Below are 17,410 nucleotides of genomic sequence, written 5' to 3'. Positions count from 1 at the left end.
ATATATTATTATAACAAATAAGACTTAAAAAGACTTAATTAATTTTTGCATTTTTTCTTTATTCAAAATTGATATTTTACCTTTATTTGTACAAATTAACTCATTTTGTTTTAATTCTTTTAAAAATCTCGATAAAGATTCTGGGGGTAAATTTAACATCACGGCAATTTCTTTTTGCTTTAGATATTGCAGCTTTTCTTCATTTTCTAGTAAAAAACTAATCAATCTTGTTTTCAAATCCAAAGATTTTTGTCGGATAAAATTTTCTAGAATGCGAATTTTTCCAATCAATGAAGTTAAAAGCAAAAAACTAAATTCACCATTTTCTAAACACATTTTTTTAAATTCATTAAAATCAAACACACAAAGTTCACAATCTTGCTCACAAATAGCATTCGCTGGGTAGTCAATCCCTTCAAATACAGGCATTTCTGCTATAAAATTTACCGGGGTTAAAGTATGCAAGGTTAATTCAAAGCCTTTTGTATTGACTTTATATATACGAACTTTACCACTCAATAAAATATAAATTTTATTTGCTTTTTCACCTTGAAAAAATAAAATATTTCCTTTTTTTAAAAACTCTTTCTTTCCTTTTGAAATCAAAATTTCAAAATGCTTATCCATTTTCCACTTCCATATTTTTTATGCTTTCTTTTGCTTTAACAACAAGCTCCTCATCATCTGCAAAATCAAAAAATTTAAAATGATTACCATGTTGTACTCTACCATCTAGCAAATCCCCGCTTAAACGATTATGTAAGTCAAGTTCGGCTATTTTAAATCCATCTAAAGTTTTAGCAAATTCAAGCAAACGAGATGGGATTTGTTTTTGTTTAGTATACAAATAACAAAAACTCTCAAGCCCTACTCTACCAACTCTTCCTCTAAGTTGATGTAAAGTTGCAAGCCCTAGTCTTTCAGCTCCAACGATCACAATCACACTTAGTCTTGGTAAAGAAATTCCCACCTCCACGACAGTTGTAGAAAGTAAAATCGTACCTTTTTCTCTAAATTCTTGCAAAATTTGATCTTTATTTTTATCTTTTCCATGCGTAACATAAACATTTTTATATTTGTTTATCCAGTACCCCTGTGCTTGTTCTAATGAGAGATAGTCAATATTTTCACTTTCGCTTACTAAAGGATAAATAATAATCACTTGATGATTTTTTGCTAACTCATTATCAATTTTTTTCAATAAATATTTAAAGTCCTTATCTTGGATACAAAAGGTTTTAATATCCTTTTTAAAGGGCATCTGTTTAATAAAACTAAAATTAACAAGTTCACTTTGTATCATCGACAAGGTTCTTGGTATCGGCGTGGCCGAAAACTGTACAATATGCGGAGTATGATAAGAATTTTTACTCAATTCGCTTATTTTTTGTCTTTGATTTGATCCAAAGCGATGTTGTTCATCTATCATGATCAACACCGCTTCTAATTCTTCTTGATGAATTAATGCATGTGTGCCTATGATAAAATGAGCTTGTTCTTTTTGTCTTAGAAGATCTTTGTCTTTTTTACCCCCTTTTAAAAGCAAAATATTGACAAAATCAGGCAAAAGTCTTTTTGCCTCATGATAAATTTGCTCAGCTAATATACTAGTTGGAGCCATTAAAATAGCTTTTTTGGGATACACTAGTAAACTTGCTGCAAGTATAACCAAAGTCTTACCACAACCCACATCACCCATCACCACACGTCTTTTAGCCAATTCACTTTGTAAGTCTTTTTTAATATCTTCTATTGCCAAAAGCTGATCATTGGTGGGTGTAAATTCCAAACTATCAAGCCAAGAATTAATATCAAAAAGTTTTATCTTATATGCTTTTTGATCAATTTTCTTACCCTTTAAGCGCCTTAAATGGTTAAAAATTTCAATATATTTTAAGTCTTTAACAATAAGATCAAAATTTTCATAACACTTTAAGTCTTCATAATGATGCAAATTTAAAAGCAAATTAATGTATTTTTGCTCCAAATTTAATGCTTTTAAATTTGCTTCATTGACGTATTTTAAAATAAGCTTTTTGACACTTTCATCTTTTACATTACTAATTTGATATTTAGGGACTATTTGACCTGTTTTTTTTACTATTTTTGGGTTGATGAACTGCCAAATTCCATTAAAAAAATTCATCTTTGCATGAATACAAACCAAAGCATTATGCTTAAAAATTTTAAAATGCCATTGATTAGGATGAAAGATCACGATATTTGCTTTAATACCCCATTCTAGACATTCACAAAGCATAAAAAGTTGAGAGTGATGATTTTGCGTGCTGATAATTTTAACATTTTGAGTACAAAAGCTTTCTTTTGGGTGTTGCGAAATTCTAAAATCATCAAATTTTTTCGGCAAAATCAAAGCCAAGTCAATACAGTTTTTAACACCCAAAAGATGAAGTAGTTTTAAGTCCTTTTCTTCAACTTTCATTTTCTATACTTGCAAAGCTCACTTTTGTAATTTCACTATGTGATTGGATAAAATTATTTAGCTCTTCCAAACTTGTATTTTTGATTTTTTGTACTTCTTCTTTTAAATTTCCAAGCTTTAAACCATGTAGATATTCATTTAGCATGATGTCCAATCTTTTTGCCAAACTTTCATATCTTAAAGGCATAGAACCTACTAAAAACTGCTTTGCTAGTTGAAATTCTTTTTCTTCTACACCATTTTGCACAAAGGTTTTAAAGATTTCCTTTACTAAAGCTTTAGCTTCTTCAGCGCTTTCATTTTTAGTTTGTAAATATCCAAAAATTCTACTATAGTTTAAATTCACATCAAGCATTGCATAAGCAGAATACGCCAAACCTCGCTTTACCCGCACTTCCTCCATCAAACGCGAGCCAAACCCACCTTGACCTAAAATAAACAAAGCAAGTTTTGCTAGATACATTTTCTCATCGCTAATTTGCATATTAAATGGGGAACAAAAATATATATAAGCTTGTTCTGTGCTTTTTTGCTCGCTTACTTCGATAATATTTTCATTAAGCATAAATTGTTTATTGGTGTTAGGGGTGTTTCTTGCTAAAATTTGACCTATCTTTTCAGTCTTGGATTTTACTTCATCTTCTTTGATATCTCCACCAAAAACAAATAAAACATTATCAAGTACTAAATTTTCACTCATAAATTCTTGTAGTTCTTCTAAAGTGATTTTTTCTATACTTTCTTTTGTTCCATCAAGTCCACTTTCAAAAATCTCATCTTTGAAGACATTTTTATTCAAAAGCCTTTTGGCTTGATAATCATAATCAGTATTTAAACTCGCAAGTTCTCCTAAAGCAAGCGTTTTTAGTCTTTGTAAAATTTTTTCTTCAAAACGTACATTTAAAAGCAATTCTTGCAATTTCTCTACTGCAAATTCAAAATGCTCTTTTAAACATTTAATACTGATTTGAAAATGCTCAAAACTAGCCTTAGCGTAAAGTTCTATGGCACGGTATTCTAAACTTTTAAAAAACCCATCATTACTACCTTCGTTAAAAAGTCTAGCAAGCATGCTCGCACAACCTCTATGGTGCTTTTCTGCTATTTTTCCACTGTTTTTAAAAATAAGTTTAAAAAATACTACAGGAAGTTCGTTTTCATACTCATATATTATGTCTATTTTAGTATCATTGAAGTCTAATTTTAACATTAAAACCTTTCTAAAACATTATAAGCTGTGTCGCGTTTGGCAGGAATTTCTCCTATATCTTTGATAAGTTCTATCATTTGTTCTTGGTTCATTCTGTATTTAGCACCAGCTGCAGCTACGACATTTTCCTCCATCATAGTAGAACCTAAATCATTTGCACCAAACTGCAAAGCGAGTTGACCTATCAAAGAACCTTGTGTCACCCAAGAACTTTGTAAATTTTTAAAATTATCCAAGTAAAGTCTTGCTAAAGCTAGCAACCTCAAATACCTATTGGAACTTTGCTTAATGATTTCAGGGTGCTTTTTAATTAAAGGGGTGTTTTCACTTTGAAACGACCATAAAATAAATGCCCTAAATCCATTTGTTTTATCTTGCAAGGTTCTTAAATGATCAAAATGTTCGATAATCTCCTCATCAGTTTCCACCGTACCAAACATCATCGTTGCGGTGCTTTTCATGCCTATATTATGTGCACTCTCATGCACTTTAAGCCAAGTTGCAGTATCGCATTTATGTGGTGCGATGATATCCCTTACTCTATCGCTTAAGACTTCAGCACCCGCTCCAGGTATAGAAAAAAGTCCTTTGGCTTGCAGTCTTTTCAATACTTCTTCGATAGAAATTTTAGACACTTTTGCTATATAAGCTATCTCAACCGCAGAAAAACCATGTACTGTAATTGTAGGATAATGACTTTTTATATAAGAAAGCAAGTCTTCATACCATTCTATTTTAAGTTTTGGGTGTACTCCACCTTGAAATAAAATTTGCGTACCGCCTATGGCTTGTAGTTCTTCGATTTTTTGCCCTATTTCTTCGTATTTTAAAATATAAGAATCATCATCTTTTTCTTTTCTACAAAAAGCACAAAAATCACAGTCGATACAACAAATATTTGTATAATTTATATTTCTATCCACTACAAAAGTAGTGATCTTATCAGGGTGTAATTGTAATTTTTTCTCATATGCCATAGCACCTAGTTCATACAAAGGTGCATTTTGAAGCAAATCTAAAGCTTCTTCTTTGCTTAATCTACTCATTTTCAAACCTTTTTTATAAAAAAACTATTATATCATTTAAATGTAAAATAATCTTAAAAACGATATAATCAAACCCTTTAAATTTCATATATTCACAGGATTATCATGACTTATAGAGCCTTATTTAAAAACAATAAAACATTTCGATATTTAGCCATGGTGCAATTTATAAGTTATTTTGGTGCGTGGTTTTCTCAAGTTGGTGTTTTTACGCTTTTAACCAAAGAATTACAAGCACCTGCAAGCATTATTAGTTTTTCGGCGATTTTTGTATTTTTACCCTCAATTATTCTTGCACCAATTAATGGAATCATCGTAGATAGATTTAAACCTAAAAATCTATTACTAACGATGATTAGTATCGAAATGCTTTCAATTTTTATGCTGATTTTTGTTAATTCTTTAGCAATGCTTTGGCTTTTATATCTACTTACCTTTATACGTATGGCAGTAGCAAGCATGTATTTTCAAACTGAGATGTCAGTCTTGCCTAAAATTCTAACTCCACAGGAATTAAAACTTGGCAATGAACTTCATAGTATCATATGGGCTGTATCTTATGCTTTGGGTATGGGAGCAGCTGGGCTTTTTATAGATACTTTTGGTGTAAAACCCGCATTTATCGCGGACTCTTTAATGTTATGTTGTGCGATTTTCATACTTAAAACTTTAATTTTACCTGATGAAAAAAATACCACACAAAACAACCCTTTTATTCTTATTAAAGAAGGTTTGGTATATGTCTTTACTCATAAAAAAATCATTCACTTAATCTTACTTCACGGTATTGTAGGTATTACTGCCTATGATGTTTTAATCACACTCTTAGCCGAATACGAATACGCCAAAATCATCTCCATACCTTTAGCCATAGGAATTTCAAATGCCATTAGAGCAGTATCCTTACTTATAGGTCCTTATATTTTAAGTTCATTTATCAACAAAAATACTTTGGTATATTTATATCTTGCACAAGGTATTGGCATTATGTTTTGGGCTTGCTTGCAGTTTAATTTTTACCTTGCATTTATTGGTTTAGCTATGGCAGGTTTTTGTACTTCATCTTTATGGAGTTACACTTATACGCTTTTACAAAATGACTGCGACAAAAGATACTATGGTAGAGTGATCGCTTATAATGACATGGTGTATTTAACCTTTAGCGCAATTATTGCTTTTTCAACTGGACATTTGTTTGAATTTTATGGAGTAAAACTAAGCCATTTTACTTTTGGCTTAGGTGTGTGCTTTATATTAGCAGCGGGATATTGGTGGTGGTTTAATAAAAAATATAATTAATCCACCTTAGAGTAATAAACCCCACCCGCTGAAAAGTTTTTATTAAAATAAGCTGTTTCAGGCACAAGATCTGATTTACCAGGGTAAATTCTACCCTCTTTATTCAAGATCCTATGAAAACGCTCCATTAGTCTTATTTTAAAATCTTGATCGAAATATATCATCATGTTTCTTGAAAAAATCACATCAAATTTTCCAAGCTTAAACAAAGAATCATCAAAAACATTACAAAGTTCAAAACGACATCTACAAGCCAAAGTTTCCTTTTTTAAATGATACATTTTATCTTTTACATCAAAATAGCGTGTTTTTTGCACCGCGTTTAATCTAGCAACCGAACGTTCTGAATAAATCATTTCATTGCACTTATCGATCATTTTTTTATTAATGTCTATACCAAAGATATTCATACCCTTGACAAAATTTTCACTAGCTAAGATCGCCAAAGAATATACCTCTTCACCACTAGAACACGGAGCACAAAGCACATTAACTGGACGATCAAGAGATTTAATGTAAAAAATAACATCTTTTAGCTGTTCTAATTCTCTGAAAAAATAAGTCTCGCAAACTGTGATAAAATCCATAGTTTCTTGTTTTAAATTTCTTTGAAACTGAACTTTTTCATTTAATTCACTAAGACTGTTTAAGCCCAATTCTTGTAAAAATTTAGGAAGCTTGATGAGTAAAATATCTCTTTTAGTGTTTAAATTATTTCCACTTATTTGTTCTACAATTTTCACAAAATCATGCAATTCGTTTTCTGTAATTTTTACCATGTTTTTATCCTATGATTTTATAAAATTCATTATTTCTTTTTTAAGCTCGATTAAACTCATCGGCTTTAAATTTGGGTTAGTATCCCTAGCTTTTTTAGGCATACCATACACTATAGAATCTGCTTCATTTTCACATAAACATCTCACACCAACCTTATAAAGTTCAAACAAGGACTTAGCACCATCATCACCCATTCCTGTCATCACTAAAGCTAGAATTTTATGATATTTGCAAAGATTTACAGCTGAATGAAATAAAACATCTATACCAGGATTAAAACTACTAATTTGCTCTGTAGTATTTAAAACCAAAGTATTATTGCCACTTAAAACCATATTTCTTTGACAAATATAAATTTTGTTTTTAAGAATTTCCTTATCCGATGGTATGATGACTTCGCTTACTGCTTCTTTGTTAAACTGATTTACAAAAGAAGGAATAAAAGCTGGATTCATATGTTGAGCAATCACCACCGCACAGTCTTTTAGCTCTATATCATTGAGTAAAAACTTGAGTTGACTAGGACCGCCCGTTGAAGAACCAATCAATATAAGCTTCATTTTCTACCTTAAATAATTATTGTTATTATATCAAATAAATATTTGAAATTGTCACAAAAATAATTATATACAAGAAAGAAAAATTTTAATTAAATATGATAAAATAAATACTTTAAAAATTCTAATTGATAAAGTGAATGTTAAATGTTGAGAGAAAAAATTTACATTGCAAGTGATCATGCTGGTTTTGCGCTAAAACAAGAAATCACAAAATTTTTACAAGAAAAAAATATCATTTTTGAAGACTTAGGTCCTTTTTGTGATGATCGTTGTGATTATCCTGATTATGCGCACTTACTAAGCTCTAAAATCGATGAAAAAAGTTTTGGTATTTTAGTTTGTGGCTCAGGGATTGGAATGAGTATAGCAGCTAATCGCCATAAAAATATACGCTGTGCTTTATGTAATGAGCCACTAAGCGCTAAACTTTCAAGAGAACATAATGACGCAAATGTTTTAGCGCTTGGAGCAAGATTAAGCGGTGTAGATATGGCTTTTGAGATTATTTCAAATTTTCTTAACACTCCATTTAGTGGCGGAAGACACTGCGTAAGAATTAGCAAAATAGAGGAAAATCTATGATACTCAGTTGGCTTGTATTAACTGTATTAATTTGTGTTAGTATTTATATGACAATCATGCTACTTTATTATAAAACCTTACTGCATAAAGAAAAAGTAGCAAAAGAATTTATAAAAAACAACCTAGATGATACTGAAATCGTTATTAGAAAATTACAAGTGCAATTACAAAGAAGTTTGGGAAATATCGATATCTTAACCGAAGAGTTAAACAAAAGCAAAGCAGACTTAACTTCTCTTAGAACAAGAAATTCACAGTATCGTATCGAAAATGAAAAACTAAGACAAAGAATCAAAGAATTAGAAGCGAAGATAGAGGCATTATTATGATGAACGAACAAGATAAACAGTATTTATTAAATAGCATTAGAGCTATAAAAGACTTCCCAAAAGAAGGAATTGTTTTTAGAGATATCACGACTTTATTAAACAATAAAGAAGCATTTGCGTTTTTAATGGATCATTTGGTGGAAAAATACCAAAACGCAAATCTTGATTATATTGTCGGTATAGAAAGTAGAGGTTTTATTTTTGGAGCTGCATTAAGCGCAAGATTAAAACTACCTTTTGTGCCTATTAGAAAACCAGGGAAACTTCCATCAAAATGCATACAAGAATCATATAGTCTAGAATATGGTAACGATACCATAGAAATCCATGTTGATGCTTTTAACAATACAAATGCAAAAGTTTTACTTATAGACGATCTTATTGCTACAGGTGGGACAGCAATCGCAGCTGTTAAACTCATAGAAAAACTCAATGCAAAATGTGCAGAGGCTTGTTTTTTACTAGAATTAAAAGATCTTGATGGAGCCAAAGAACTAGCTAAACTTACTTCTGTTTATAGCGTTTTAGAGGTGTGACATGGAAGAATTTCTAAAACAACTTTTATATGATTATAAAAATTGGGCTTATATTATTGTATTTTTATGGTGTATACTTGAGGGAGAACTTGCATTAATTTTAGCAGGTATTTTTGCACATGAAGGGCATGTAAATCTAGGACTTATCATTTTTATCGCGGGTTTAGGTGGTTTTGTGGGAGATCAAATATACTTTTATATAGGAAGATATAATAAAAAATATATCCAAAAAAAGCTCCGAACTCAAAGGCGTAAATTTGCCATAGCGCATTTACTTTTACAGCGTTTTGGTTGGCCTATCATCTTTATACAAAGATATATGTATGGCTTTAGGACTATCATCCCTATGAGTATAGGACTTACACGCTATAGTGCAAGAAAATTCGCTTTTATCAATCTCATTAGCGCTTGGGCTTGGGCTGCGATAACTATTTTACTTGCTTGGTTTTTCGGTAAAGAAATTTGGCTAGCTGTTGAATGGGCAGGAAATCACTGGTATTTTGCGGTGCCAATTATTGCTTGTTTCTTACTTGCATTGTTTTTAGGCATGAAACAAATAGAAAAATCCATACTTAAAAAAAGGACTAGAAAATGACTTTTAATTTTAAAGAAGAAAGCATCGAATCCATTCATGCTGATTTTGAAATCATTTTAATACAAGATAAAAAAATAGAAAAATACACTCAAAGTCAAGAACTTTTTAAACTTTCTAATTATAAAGGAGAAGGTGTTTGCATTGATATGCAAAATAAAATTCTTTATTGTGAGTTAAAAAGTTTAGACTATGAAGATATAAGACTTGCCTTTGCTAATGCTTACAAGGCTTTAAAAAAACTTGAAATTCAAAGCGTTAAAACACGCAGTGTAGTTGGCAAATGCGTAGTTAATAGCTTTAATGCGATTATTCAGGGTTTTACCTTTGGTGCTTATGAATTTAACAAATACAAAAAAGAACCAAGTTTAAGTAAATTACAAAACATCATTATCTCTAAAGATGAAATCAATGAAAAATCTTACAGTCTAGAAGAAGCATGCATAGGCGTTAATTATGGTCAAGTTTTTTCTAATGCATGTGATTTTGCAAAAAATATCGTTAACGAAATTCCACAAATTTATACTCCTGCTAAAATGACAGAAGATGCACTTGACTTAGGTCAAAATGACTATAAAATCACTTGCAAAATCTACGAAAGTGACTTTTTAGAGCAAGAAAAAATGCAAGCATTTTTAGCTGTAAATCGCGCTTCGGCACACCCACCAAAACTCATTCATCTTTCTTATAAACCAAAAAATGCAAAGATGAGAGTGGTATTTGTAGGTAAGGGTTTAACTTATGATAGTGGCGGGCTTAGTCTAAAACCAGCTGATTATATGCTGACAATGAAATCAGATAAAAGTGGTGGTGCAGCCGCAATGGCTATCATAAAAGGTGCAAGTGAATTAGATCTTGACATTGAAGTGCATTCTATCATCGGAGCTACTGAAAATATGATAGGTGGCAATGCTTATAAACCCGATGATGTATTGATTTCTAGAGAAGGTGTGAGTATTGAAGTAAGAAATACTGATGCTGAAGGAAGATTGGTTTTAGCAGATTGTCTTTCGCTTGCTCAAGATCTTAAGCCTGATTTACTCATCGATTTAGCTACTTTAACAGGTGCGTGCGTTGTTGGGCTTGGGGAGTATACTAGTGCCATCATGGGCAACAATGAAGACTTGCAAAACGAATTTTACAAGGTAAGCAAAAAAAGTGGAGATTTAGCTACTATTTTACATTTTAATCCTCACTTAAAAGAACTTATTAAATCTAATATCGCAGATGTTAGCAATACTTCTACAAGTCGTTATGGTGGAGCTATTACTGCGGGGTTATTTTTAAATTCTTTCATTAGAGAAGAATACAAAGACAAATGGCTACATCTAGATATCGCAGGACCAGCTTACCTAGAAAAGGCTTGGGGTTATCATAGCTTTGGCGCAACAGGTGCAGGTGTTAGAATGTGCCTTGCATATTTACTTTATCTTTCAAGGAATAAAAAATGAGTTTATCAGTTGGTATAGTTGGACTTCCAAACGTAGGAAAATCAACCACTTTTAATGCACTAACAAGAGCACAAAATGCCGAAAGTGCGAATTATCCATTTTGTACTATAGAACCTAATAAAGCTGTGGTTCCTGTGCCTGATCATCGCTTAAAAGAATTAGCAAAGATCGTAAATCCACAAAAAATCATACGCTCTAATATCGAATTTGTAGACATAGCAGGATTAGTTGCAGGAGCAAGTAAAGGCGAAGGTTTAGGCAATAAATTTTTATCTAACATCCGCGAAACAGAAATGATTTTACACATTGTGCGTTGTTTTGATGATGAAAACATCACTCATGTTGCAGGCAGTGTTGACCCTGTGCGTGATGTGCAAATCATAGAAACTGAATTAATACTAGCAGATATTGAACAACTTAGCAAAAAAATAGAAAAACTCACCAAAGGTGCAAAAGCAAACGAAAAAGGTGCAAAAGAAAGTTTGGCCTTGGCAAATGAACTCTTAGAGCATTTAAACCAAAACAATAGCGCGAGTTCATTTCCAAATAAAAATGAAGTTTACCAAGCGCTCATAAAAGAACTAAGACTACTTTCAGCCAAAGAAGTCATCTATGGAGCTAATGTTGATGAGAATTCGCTTTTAGAAGATAATGACTTCGTAAAAGATCTAAAAGAATTTGCCGCTAAATCCGGCCATGAAGTGATCAAGCTTTGCTCTAAAATAGAAGAAGAAATGATAGCTCTAAGTGATGAAGAAAACTATGAATTTTTAAAATCCTTAGGTATAGAAAGTAGTGGTTTAGAAGTCGTAATACGCACTGCATTTTCTAAACTGAATTTAATTAGTTATTTCACTGCAGGGCAAATCGAAGTCAGATCATGGACTATACAAAGAGGTTGGAAAGCACCTAAAGCAGCAAGTGTGATCCATAACGACTTTGAAAAAGGTTTTATCAAAGCTGAAGTAATTTCTTATGAAGATTATATTGCCTGCAAAGGCGAAAGTGGCGCTAAAGAAGCAGGAAAGCTACGCCTTGAAGGAAAAGACTACATCGTACAAGATGGTGATGTAATGCATTTTAGATTCAATGTTTGATACCATCAAACATTGATCTGCTTTTTAATCCATTTTTGTAATTCTTCTTTAGTGTTTTCTTCATTGCTAAAAGTAAGCAAATTTGCTTTAGGCCAAAAATAACTCTTTGGGTTTTCAAATTTACCCCAACGCCAATCAAACCTAGGAGCTAAAAGCACAGTAGTAGGTATATCTAAGGCTAAAGCCAAATGAGCTATGGCGCTATCTATACTCACAACACAATCAATATCTTTTAAGCGATTTAAAGTATCTTCCCAGTTTTTTAAATCCTCTCCCCTATTTTCTACTATATCAGGCAAGTTAAAATGACCAACATTCTCCACTTGAAAAGAAACAATTTCACAATCTAAATCTTTTAAAGCATTAAGTAAAAATTCTAATTCTACATTTCTTAACAAATCCGAATGAGCTGCATTTGGTGTAAACCAAAAAATACCTATTTTTTTCTTTATATTGCTTGGTTTTTCTAGACTTATAAGTGGTGTTTTTAGTCTAGGAATTTCATCTAGCTTGATATCGCATAACAAAGGCAAAGAGCAAATTGGCATTGCATAGTCAAAATCTTTTGGAAAGTCTTTTAAAACTTTTAAATTTAAAAATGCTTTACTGTTTTTGTTAATTTCTTTGATTTGATTTTTAAACATTTCATACATAGCACTTTGAGGGGCAAATAAAACTTTAGAGGCAATTTGACAAAGTTTTTCTAAACATCTTGCATACATAATGGTATCACCAAAACCTTGCTCACAAAAAACCAAAATCGTTTTATCTTTAAAAGCTTGCACACCTTCTTTATTAAAAGCTTGAATAGTTTTGTTGTAATGATACGGAGAAAAAGTTTCATTATGTGCGTAAAAAAGTCTACTTTCATACACCCTTTTACCTTCTTCAAAGTTATCACTCTCACCCATACGCATTAACAAATACGCCATATCAAACTGATAAGTCGCGTGAGAATGTAAACTCAAGGCTTTTTGGTATGCATTGTAAGCACCTTGGTAGTTAGAACTAAGCTCGAGCGCCTTTGCATAATTTTGCCAAAATTGTGCATTGTTTTGATTAAATTCGCATAAGCAAGCAAATAAATTTAAAGATTCTTCTAATCTCAAAAGTTTAAAAAGCAAATAAGCCTTTTGCGGTAGAATTTGTGTATTAAGATACTCATTAATCTTAACAATCGTTAGATTTTCTTGTGTTTTTTTCTGTAGTCTATCTTGCAAATTAGCACTATGAATATGGTTTTTTTCTACTAATTCTCCATTTTGAAGTTTTTCTATCATTACTTGCGCAAATTTACAAAGCTCCTCATGTGCTTGTAGTGCTTTAGTGAAATTACTTTTAAAATAAAGCTCAGCATAGCTTTTCCATAAGTCAAGATTATACAAGTCTTTTTCCAAAGCAACTTGATATAATTTTTCCGCTTCGACTAGATTACCTATGCTTTGGTATGCATACGCAAGCTCTAAACTAAGTTCATCAAACAAATCATCTTTTCTTTTTAAAAGCTCTTGCAATAATTTCACACCATCTTCAAAATATCTATTAGACAAAAGTGCTTTTACATACATTAAACCATAAAAACTTGTAGGGTAAAGGTTAAAAATTTGCCTTGCATAATGCAAAGCATTTGTAAAATCACCTAGTTTAAACGATGATATCATCGCATATTCTAGTGCATTTTTAGGATCATACTCTAAATACATTTGAGCGCATTCTAAACACTTAGCATAACTACCATTGTGATAATAATATAAAATTTTATCCAACATTATTACCTCTTATTTTTTTATTATTATACCCAAATCATACTTTTTTCTAAACCCCACCCAACTCCCCAGAGTTTGCTAATAAGCATTAAGCTTTTTAGCTTAATGTTATTAGAGAGTTTGCCTAATAAGGAGTTTGGTATTTATATACCATTACACACTTGTATTCTTGATTAACGTGCTTTTGTTTGTTGTTGTTTGTTTGTTGTCTATAATTATTTCAAGCAAACTCTGGGCAATTGAGTTTAGTTTCACACTAACTATCATAGTTAGTGTGAAAAAACTTACCACCATAAACCTAGTTTTAAAAACATCGTATGTGAACTAGTATCATCAAAGGTAAATGCACCTGCATAATTGAGTGATAAGTCAGCATTATGTGCTATAGCATAAGAAAGACCTAATTGTCCAAACCCATAATACTTTGAAGTTTCTACTTTTGCACTAAGATGATTAGTACCTAGTTTTAAATTTCCTTTTGCATCATTGTATAAGTTTACAATAGCTCCCATAGTAAGATTGGTTCTTAATTTATCACTCCATGGTTTATACCATTTTAAAGCAGCACTTGCATCAATAAAATTAAACTGTTCTGCTAGGTAGTGTTCTTTTGTTCCACCTAAGTGATAAAGAGAAAAGTTTTTATTACTCATACCATAATAACTAAGACCAAGCTCAGGAGAAATTCTTGCAATATCTAAAGTATTATAATAATTTGCACCTAGTTTAATTTCTGCTCCATAACCATATACCTTAGTATCACTTTCTACACTAACAGGTAAGCTTTGATAGCTTTTTTCTATATCACTTTGAGTATAATCTAAGATTGTTCTAGCACTAAGATAGTATTGATTAATCCCATCTCTTGCTAATACTCCATAATAAGTTAAACCACCATAGTATGTTTTATCATCAAATCTTAGTCTTTGTCTAGCTTGTTCTTTTTTACTATCTTCATATCCTAGATAAAAACCTATCACACCATAGTCTTTAGGTAGTTCTCTTTGAGAACCTCCTATTAAACCACTAGTATTAACCTTTAAATGACCTGTTGTTTTTCCTATCTTGATATTAGAGTGATTATAATAAGGCAATAAGAAAGTATGGTTTTTTGCATGTGGGTTTTTATTAGGAATGAAGATGTCTTCTAATTCTGCTAATAAGTCTGCATCATTACCATAAGCTTCACCTTGTTTAGATAATTGCATATTTAATGCTTGAGAGAATTCTGTTTGGAAGTTTTGAGAGGTGATGTCTCTTAACATATTAGAGATATTAATCGCTCTTAATCTTGAAGCATATACCATAGACTTTGCTAAGGTTTTACCACTAAGTTCTTTAGTATCTACTACGGCTGCATATTGACCCTTACCTACATTCACAAAGTTATAAATTCCACTAATGCTATGGATATTGCTTGCATCTACACCTGCACCATTGTTAGTTTCATTTCCTTGGCTATTTCCATTTTTATCTGCAAAGAAAGTATTACTATCATAGATTTGATTTAATACTAAATCTTTAGTATTAACATAAATATTATCTGCATAAATACCACCTAGATTATCTCCACCTATGATGATAGAATTTTCTAATCTTTGGTTGTTATCTTTAGTATATTCTAAAGCATTAAAATACCAACCATCTATGCTAATTTTACCCTTATTATTGTTTTCTAATTGGTGGCCATTGTTATTTTTACCAATAAAGCCATTATTATGTTCACTTGCTTTGTTAAAGCTTGGAGTAAAATTAGAACTAAGTGTAATAGTACCTGTATTTGTAATACCATTGTGTATGCTACCATGATTGATGATATTCATAGAGCCTTCATTGTTAATGCCTCCATTAATGACAGCATTAGCTTGATTATATAAAAAGTCTATTGTGCCATTATTATAAATAGCATAAGCATGATCCATATTAGCTGTATCATCTAGTGTTGCTAAAGGCATTTTAACATGGCTAATGGTTCCTGAGTTGATGATAGTTCCAATATGAGCTTTATCTTTATTGTCTTTAGTTTTTATATTTGCTAAATTGCTAATACCTGCTATATGACCTTTATTATCAATAGCTCCTATAGCACCTGTGTTTTCTAAGCCTTGTTCTAAGGTAGCACCTTGTTTGTTTTCAAAGGTTTGCATAAAGTCTTTGTTTTCAAATTTGTTTTTAATACTACCTTCATTATTAAAAGCACCTATCTTGCTTGTATCATCTCTAGTGATTGTCATATCACCATTGTTAGTGATAGAACCTACAAAAGAGCCTCCTTTTAAGTCTAAGTCAGCTTTAGCACCCTCATGGTTAATGATAGAACCTACTTGACTTTCATTTGCTAGTGTAATACCATCACCATTAATAGTGCCTTTATTTTCTATAGAAGATATAAAGCTTTGATCTAGATGGATACCTTTTTCAATGGTGCCTTTATTTAAAATAGTATCTATTTGAGAATTACCTTTTAAGTCTATAGAACCTTGGATAGTTTTTTCATTGTTAATGGAAGTGATATAAGACTTACCATTAAGAGTGATATTACCTGTGATAGATCCTCTGTTTAAAACAGAACCAATGATTTTAGATTCATTGTTAAGATTGATATTGCCCTTAATAGCACCATCATTTTGTAAGGCTGTACCATTTGGGTTAAGTGTCAAATCGCCATTTTTAGCCATAGTAGCTGAGGCAATTACTGCGCCCTTGTCTAGATCAATAGCGTTGGTGTTAGGGGATTTTTCATTTGAGCCGATGGTGGCTATGTTATAAATACCTGTACCTCCTGCAATGATGGCATTTTCCCCTCTGCTTTGATGTGGTTTATAGCTGTCCCCGCACCATGCATATAAATTCCTCTTCTATCTCCAAATATAAGCCCTTGGTTATTGATAGCTTGAATACTGCTGTTACCATAAAGATAAACACCGTAGTCTCCTATAATACTGCCTTGATTTTTAATTGTTTTAATAGAACTATTGTTTTGGACTAAAATACCAAAATCTTTTCCATATATTTTTCCTTGATTATTTAAGGTATCAGTATAAGAACCATTGTAAGCTACAACACCATATCTCGTTACCCCATTAATAGTTCCACTGTTATTAATTGTCCCAACTTTCGAATTACTTTCTACATGTATACCTGTTTGTCCTGTGATCATGCCGGTGTTATTGATGTTATCAACAGTGGCTCCTACATTAATATACATTCCATAGTGGCTTCCACCTTGTATGGTGCCACTATTGGTTATAGTGTCAATTTTTCCTGCATCGGTTTTTATACCACTAGTATTACCATTGATATTCCCTTGATTTTCAATAGTTACATTATTTGTCTTATTACCAACAAAAACACCATTACCACCATTGATAACACCACTACTTTCTACCGTTAAAGTACCACCATTGGATCCACTAATAGTGATTTGTTGATTTTGTTCATTACTTATCGTACAGTTTGTACCACTGCAATTACCACCACTGATATTTTTTTGGTTTTTGCTAGTTATTTGGATAGTGCCACTTGAATGGTTATGATCACTTATGATGTTTGCATTAGCATAGCTAGCTAAAAATGAAATAGTTGCTAAAGAAAGAAAGGTTTTTTTCGTAAAAAATGAGAGTTGGTTTGATGAATTTAAAGAATGTTTGATTTGGGAATTATCGATTCCCCCCCCCGTGAAACAAGTCATGTTTACTCCTAATATATAAATGAAACGT

16 protein-coding genes are annotated in these 17,410 nt (G+C 31.6%); 7 read left to right on the top strand and 9 right to left on the bottom strand.

What is annotated here, in order from left to right:
- Positions 1-24: 24 nt before the first annotated feature.
- Genes A0083_RS03755 through A0083_RS03740 form a run of 4 tightly spaced genes read right to left on the bottom strand, consistent with a single transcriptional unit; the run spans position 25 to position 4,699 of the window.
- Positions 25-627 (bottom strand): Crp/Fnr family transcriptional regulator, encoded by a 603-nt coding sequence (locus tag A0083_RS03755; RefSeq protein WP_120758930.1) that lies wholly within the window; start codon positions 625-627, stop codon positions 25-27.
- On the bottom strand, positions 620-2,443 hold the full coding sequence (gene recG / locus A0083_RS03750; RefSeq protein ID WP_197554350.1) for an ATP-dependent DNA helicase RecG: 1,824 nt from the start codon (positions 2,441-2,443) through the stop codon (positions 620-622). Before recG ends, A0083_RS03755 begins: the two co-directional genes overlap by 8 nt.
- The gene (locus A0083_RS03745) at positions 2,433-3,653 is read right to left on the bottom strand and encodes a M16 family metallopeptidase (protein ID WP_197554347.1); all 1,221 of its coding nucleotides are present in this window, start codon (positions 3,651-3,653) and stop codon (positions 2,433-2,435) included. Before A0083_RS03745 ends, recG begins: the two co-directional genes overlap by 11 nt.
- Positions 3,653-4,699: a dehypoxanthine futalosine cyclase gene (locus tag A0083_RS03740; protein WP_120758925.1), complete on the bottom strand. Its 1,047-nt coding sequence runs from the start codon at positions 4,697-4,699 to the stop codon at positions 3,653-3,655. Before A0083_RS03740 ends, A0083_RS03745 begins: the two co-directional genes overlap by 1 nt.
- Before the next feature lie 105 nt (positions 4,700-4,804).
- Here A0083_RS03740 and A0083_RS03735 point away from each other — a divergent pair, with 105 nt between their 5' ends.
- The gene (locus tag A0083_RS03735; protein WP_120758923.1) at positions 4,805-5,998 is read left to right on the top strand and encodes an MFS transporter; all 1,194 of its coding nucleotides are present in this window, start codon (positions 4,805-4,807) and stop codon (positions 5,996-5,998) included.
- Here A0083_RS03735 and A0083_RS03730 read toward each other — a convergent pair.
- A complete protein-coding gene (locus A0083_RS03730) occupies positions 5,995-6,777 on the bottom strand; it encodes a CheR family methyltransferase (RefSeq protein WP_120758921.1) in 783 nt (260 codons plus the stop codon). The genes A0083_RS03735 and A0083_RS03730 overlap by 4 nt on opposite strands.
- Positions 6,778-6,786: 9 nt before the next feature.
- Complete coding sequence (locus A0083_RS03725; RefSeq protein ID WP_120758920.1) at positions 6,787-7,338, bottom strand: CheB methylesterase domain-containing protein; 552 nt, start codon at positions 7,336-7,338, stop codon at positions 6,787-6,789.
- Positions 7,339-7,482: 144 nt separating this feature from the next.
- On the opposite strand from A0083_RS03725, the gene rpiB reads away from it, so the two are divergent.
- Genes rpiB through ychF form a run of 6 tightly spaced genes read left to right on the top strand, consistent with a single transcriptional unit; the run spans position 7,483 to position 11,925 of the window.
- Positions 7,483-7,920, top strand: coding sequence for a ribose 5-phosphate isomerase B (gene rpiB, locus A0083_RS03720; protein ID WP_120758918.1), 438 nt, complete (start codon positions 7,483-7,485; stop codon positions 7,918-7,920).
- Positions 7,917-8,249, top strand: coding sequence for a hypothetical protein (locus tag A0083_RS03715; protein ID WP_039618138.1), 333 nt, complete (start codon positions 7,917-7,919; stop codon positions 8,247-8,249). The genes rpiB and A0083_RS03715 overlap by 4 nt, the downstream gene beginning before the upstream one ends.
- Entirely contained in the window at positions 8,246-8,785 is a 540-nt protein-coding gene (apt, locus tag A0083_RS03710) for an adenine phosphoribosyltransferase (protein ID WP_442861588.1), read from the top strand. Before A0083_RS03715 ends, apt begins: the two co-directional genes overlap by 4 nt.
- 1 nt (position 8,786) lies before the next feature.
- Positions 8,787-9,380, top strand: coding sequence for a DedA family protein (locus A0083_RS03705; protein WP_120758914.1), 594 nt, complete (start codon positions 8,787-8,789; stop codon positions 9,378-9,380).
- Complete coding sequence (locus A0083_RS03700; RefSeq protein WP_197554344.1) at positions 9,377-10,828, top strand: leucyl aminopeptidase; 1,452 nt, start codon at positions 9,377-9,379, stop codon at positions 10,826-10,828. The genes A0083_RS03705 and A0083_RS03700 overlap by 4 nt, the downstream gene beginning before the upstream one ends.
- The gene (gene ychF / locus A0083_RS03695) at positions 10,825-11,925 is read left to right on the top strand and encodes a redox-regulated ATPase YchF (RefSeq protein WP_120758911.1); all 1,101 of its coding nucleotides are present in this window, start codon (positions 10,825-10,827) and stop codon (positions 11,923-11,925) included. The genes A0083_RS03700 and ychF overlap by 4 nt, the downstream gene beginning before the upstream one ends.
- 5 nt (positions 11,926-11,930) lie before the next feature.
- Here the strand turns inward: ychF and A0083_RS03690 are convergent, their stop codons facing one another.
- The 3 genes from A0083_RS03690 to A0083_RS03680 form a co-directional block, all read right to left on the bottom strand.
- Positions 11,931-13,694: a hypothetical protein gene (locus A0083_RS03690; protein WP_197554341.1), complete on the bottom strand. Its 1,764-nt coding sequence runs from the start codon at positions 13,692-13,694 to the stop codon at positions 11,931-11,933.
- Positions 13,695-13,975: 281 nt separating this feature from the next.
- Positions 13,976-16,369 carry an autotransporter outer membrane beta-barrel domain-containing protein gene (locus A0083_RS03685; RefSeq protein ID WP_197554338.1) on the bottom strand — a complete coding sequence of 798 codons (2,394 nt, stop codon included), beginning with the start codon at positions 16,367-16,369 and terminating at the stop codon, positions 13,976-13,978.
- Positions 16,370-16,449: 80 nt separating this feature from the next.
- Positions 16,450-17,382: a hypothetical protein gene (locus A0083_RS03680; protein ID WP_197554335.1), complete on the bottom strand. Its 933-nt coding sequence runs from the start codon at positions 17,380-17,382 to the stop codon at positions 16,450-16,452.
- Positions 17,383-17,410 lie beyond the last annotated feature (28 nt).

It is taken from the genome of Campylobacter sp. 2014D-0216, from assembly GCF_014931215.1.
Lineage (GTDB): Bacteria > Campylobacterota > Campylobacteria > Campylobacterales > Campylobacteraceae > Campylobacter_D.
This window is presented reverse-complemented; position numbering and strand designations above follow the sequence as displayed.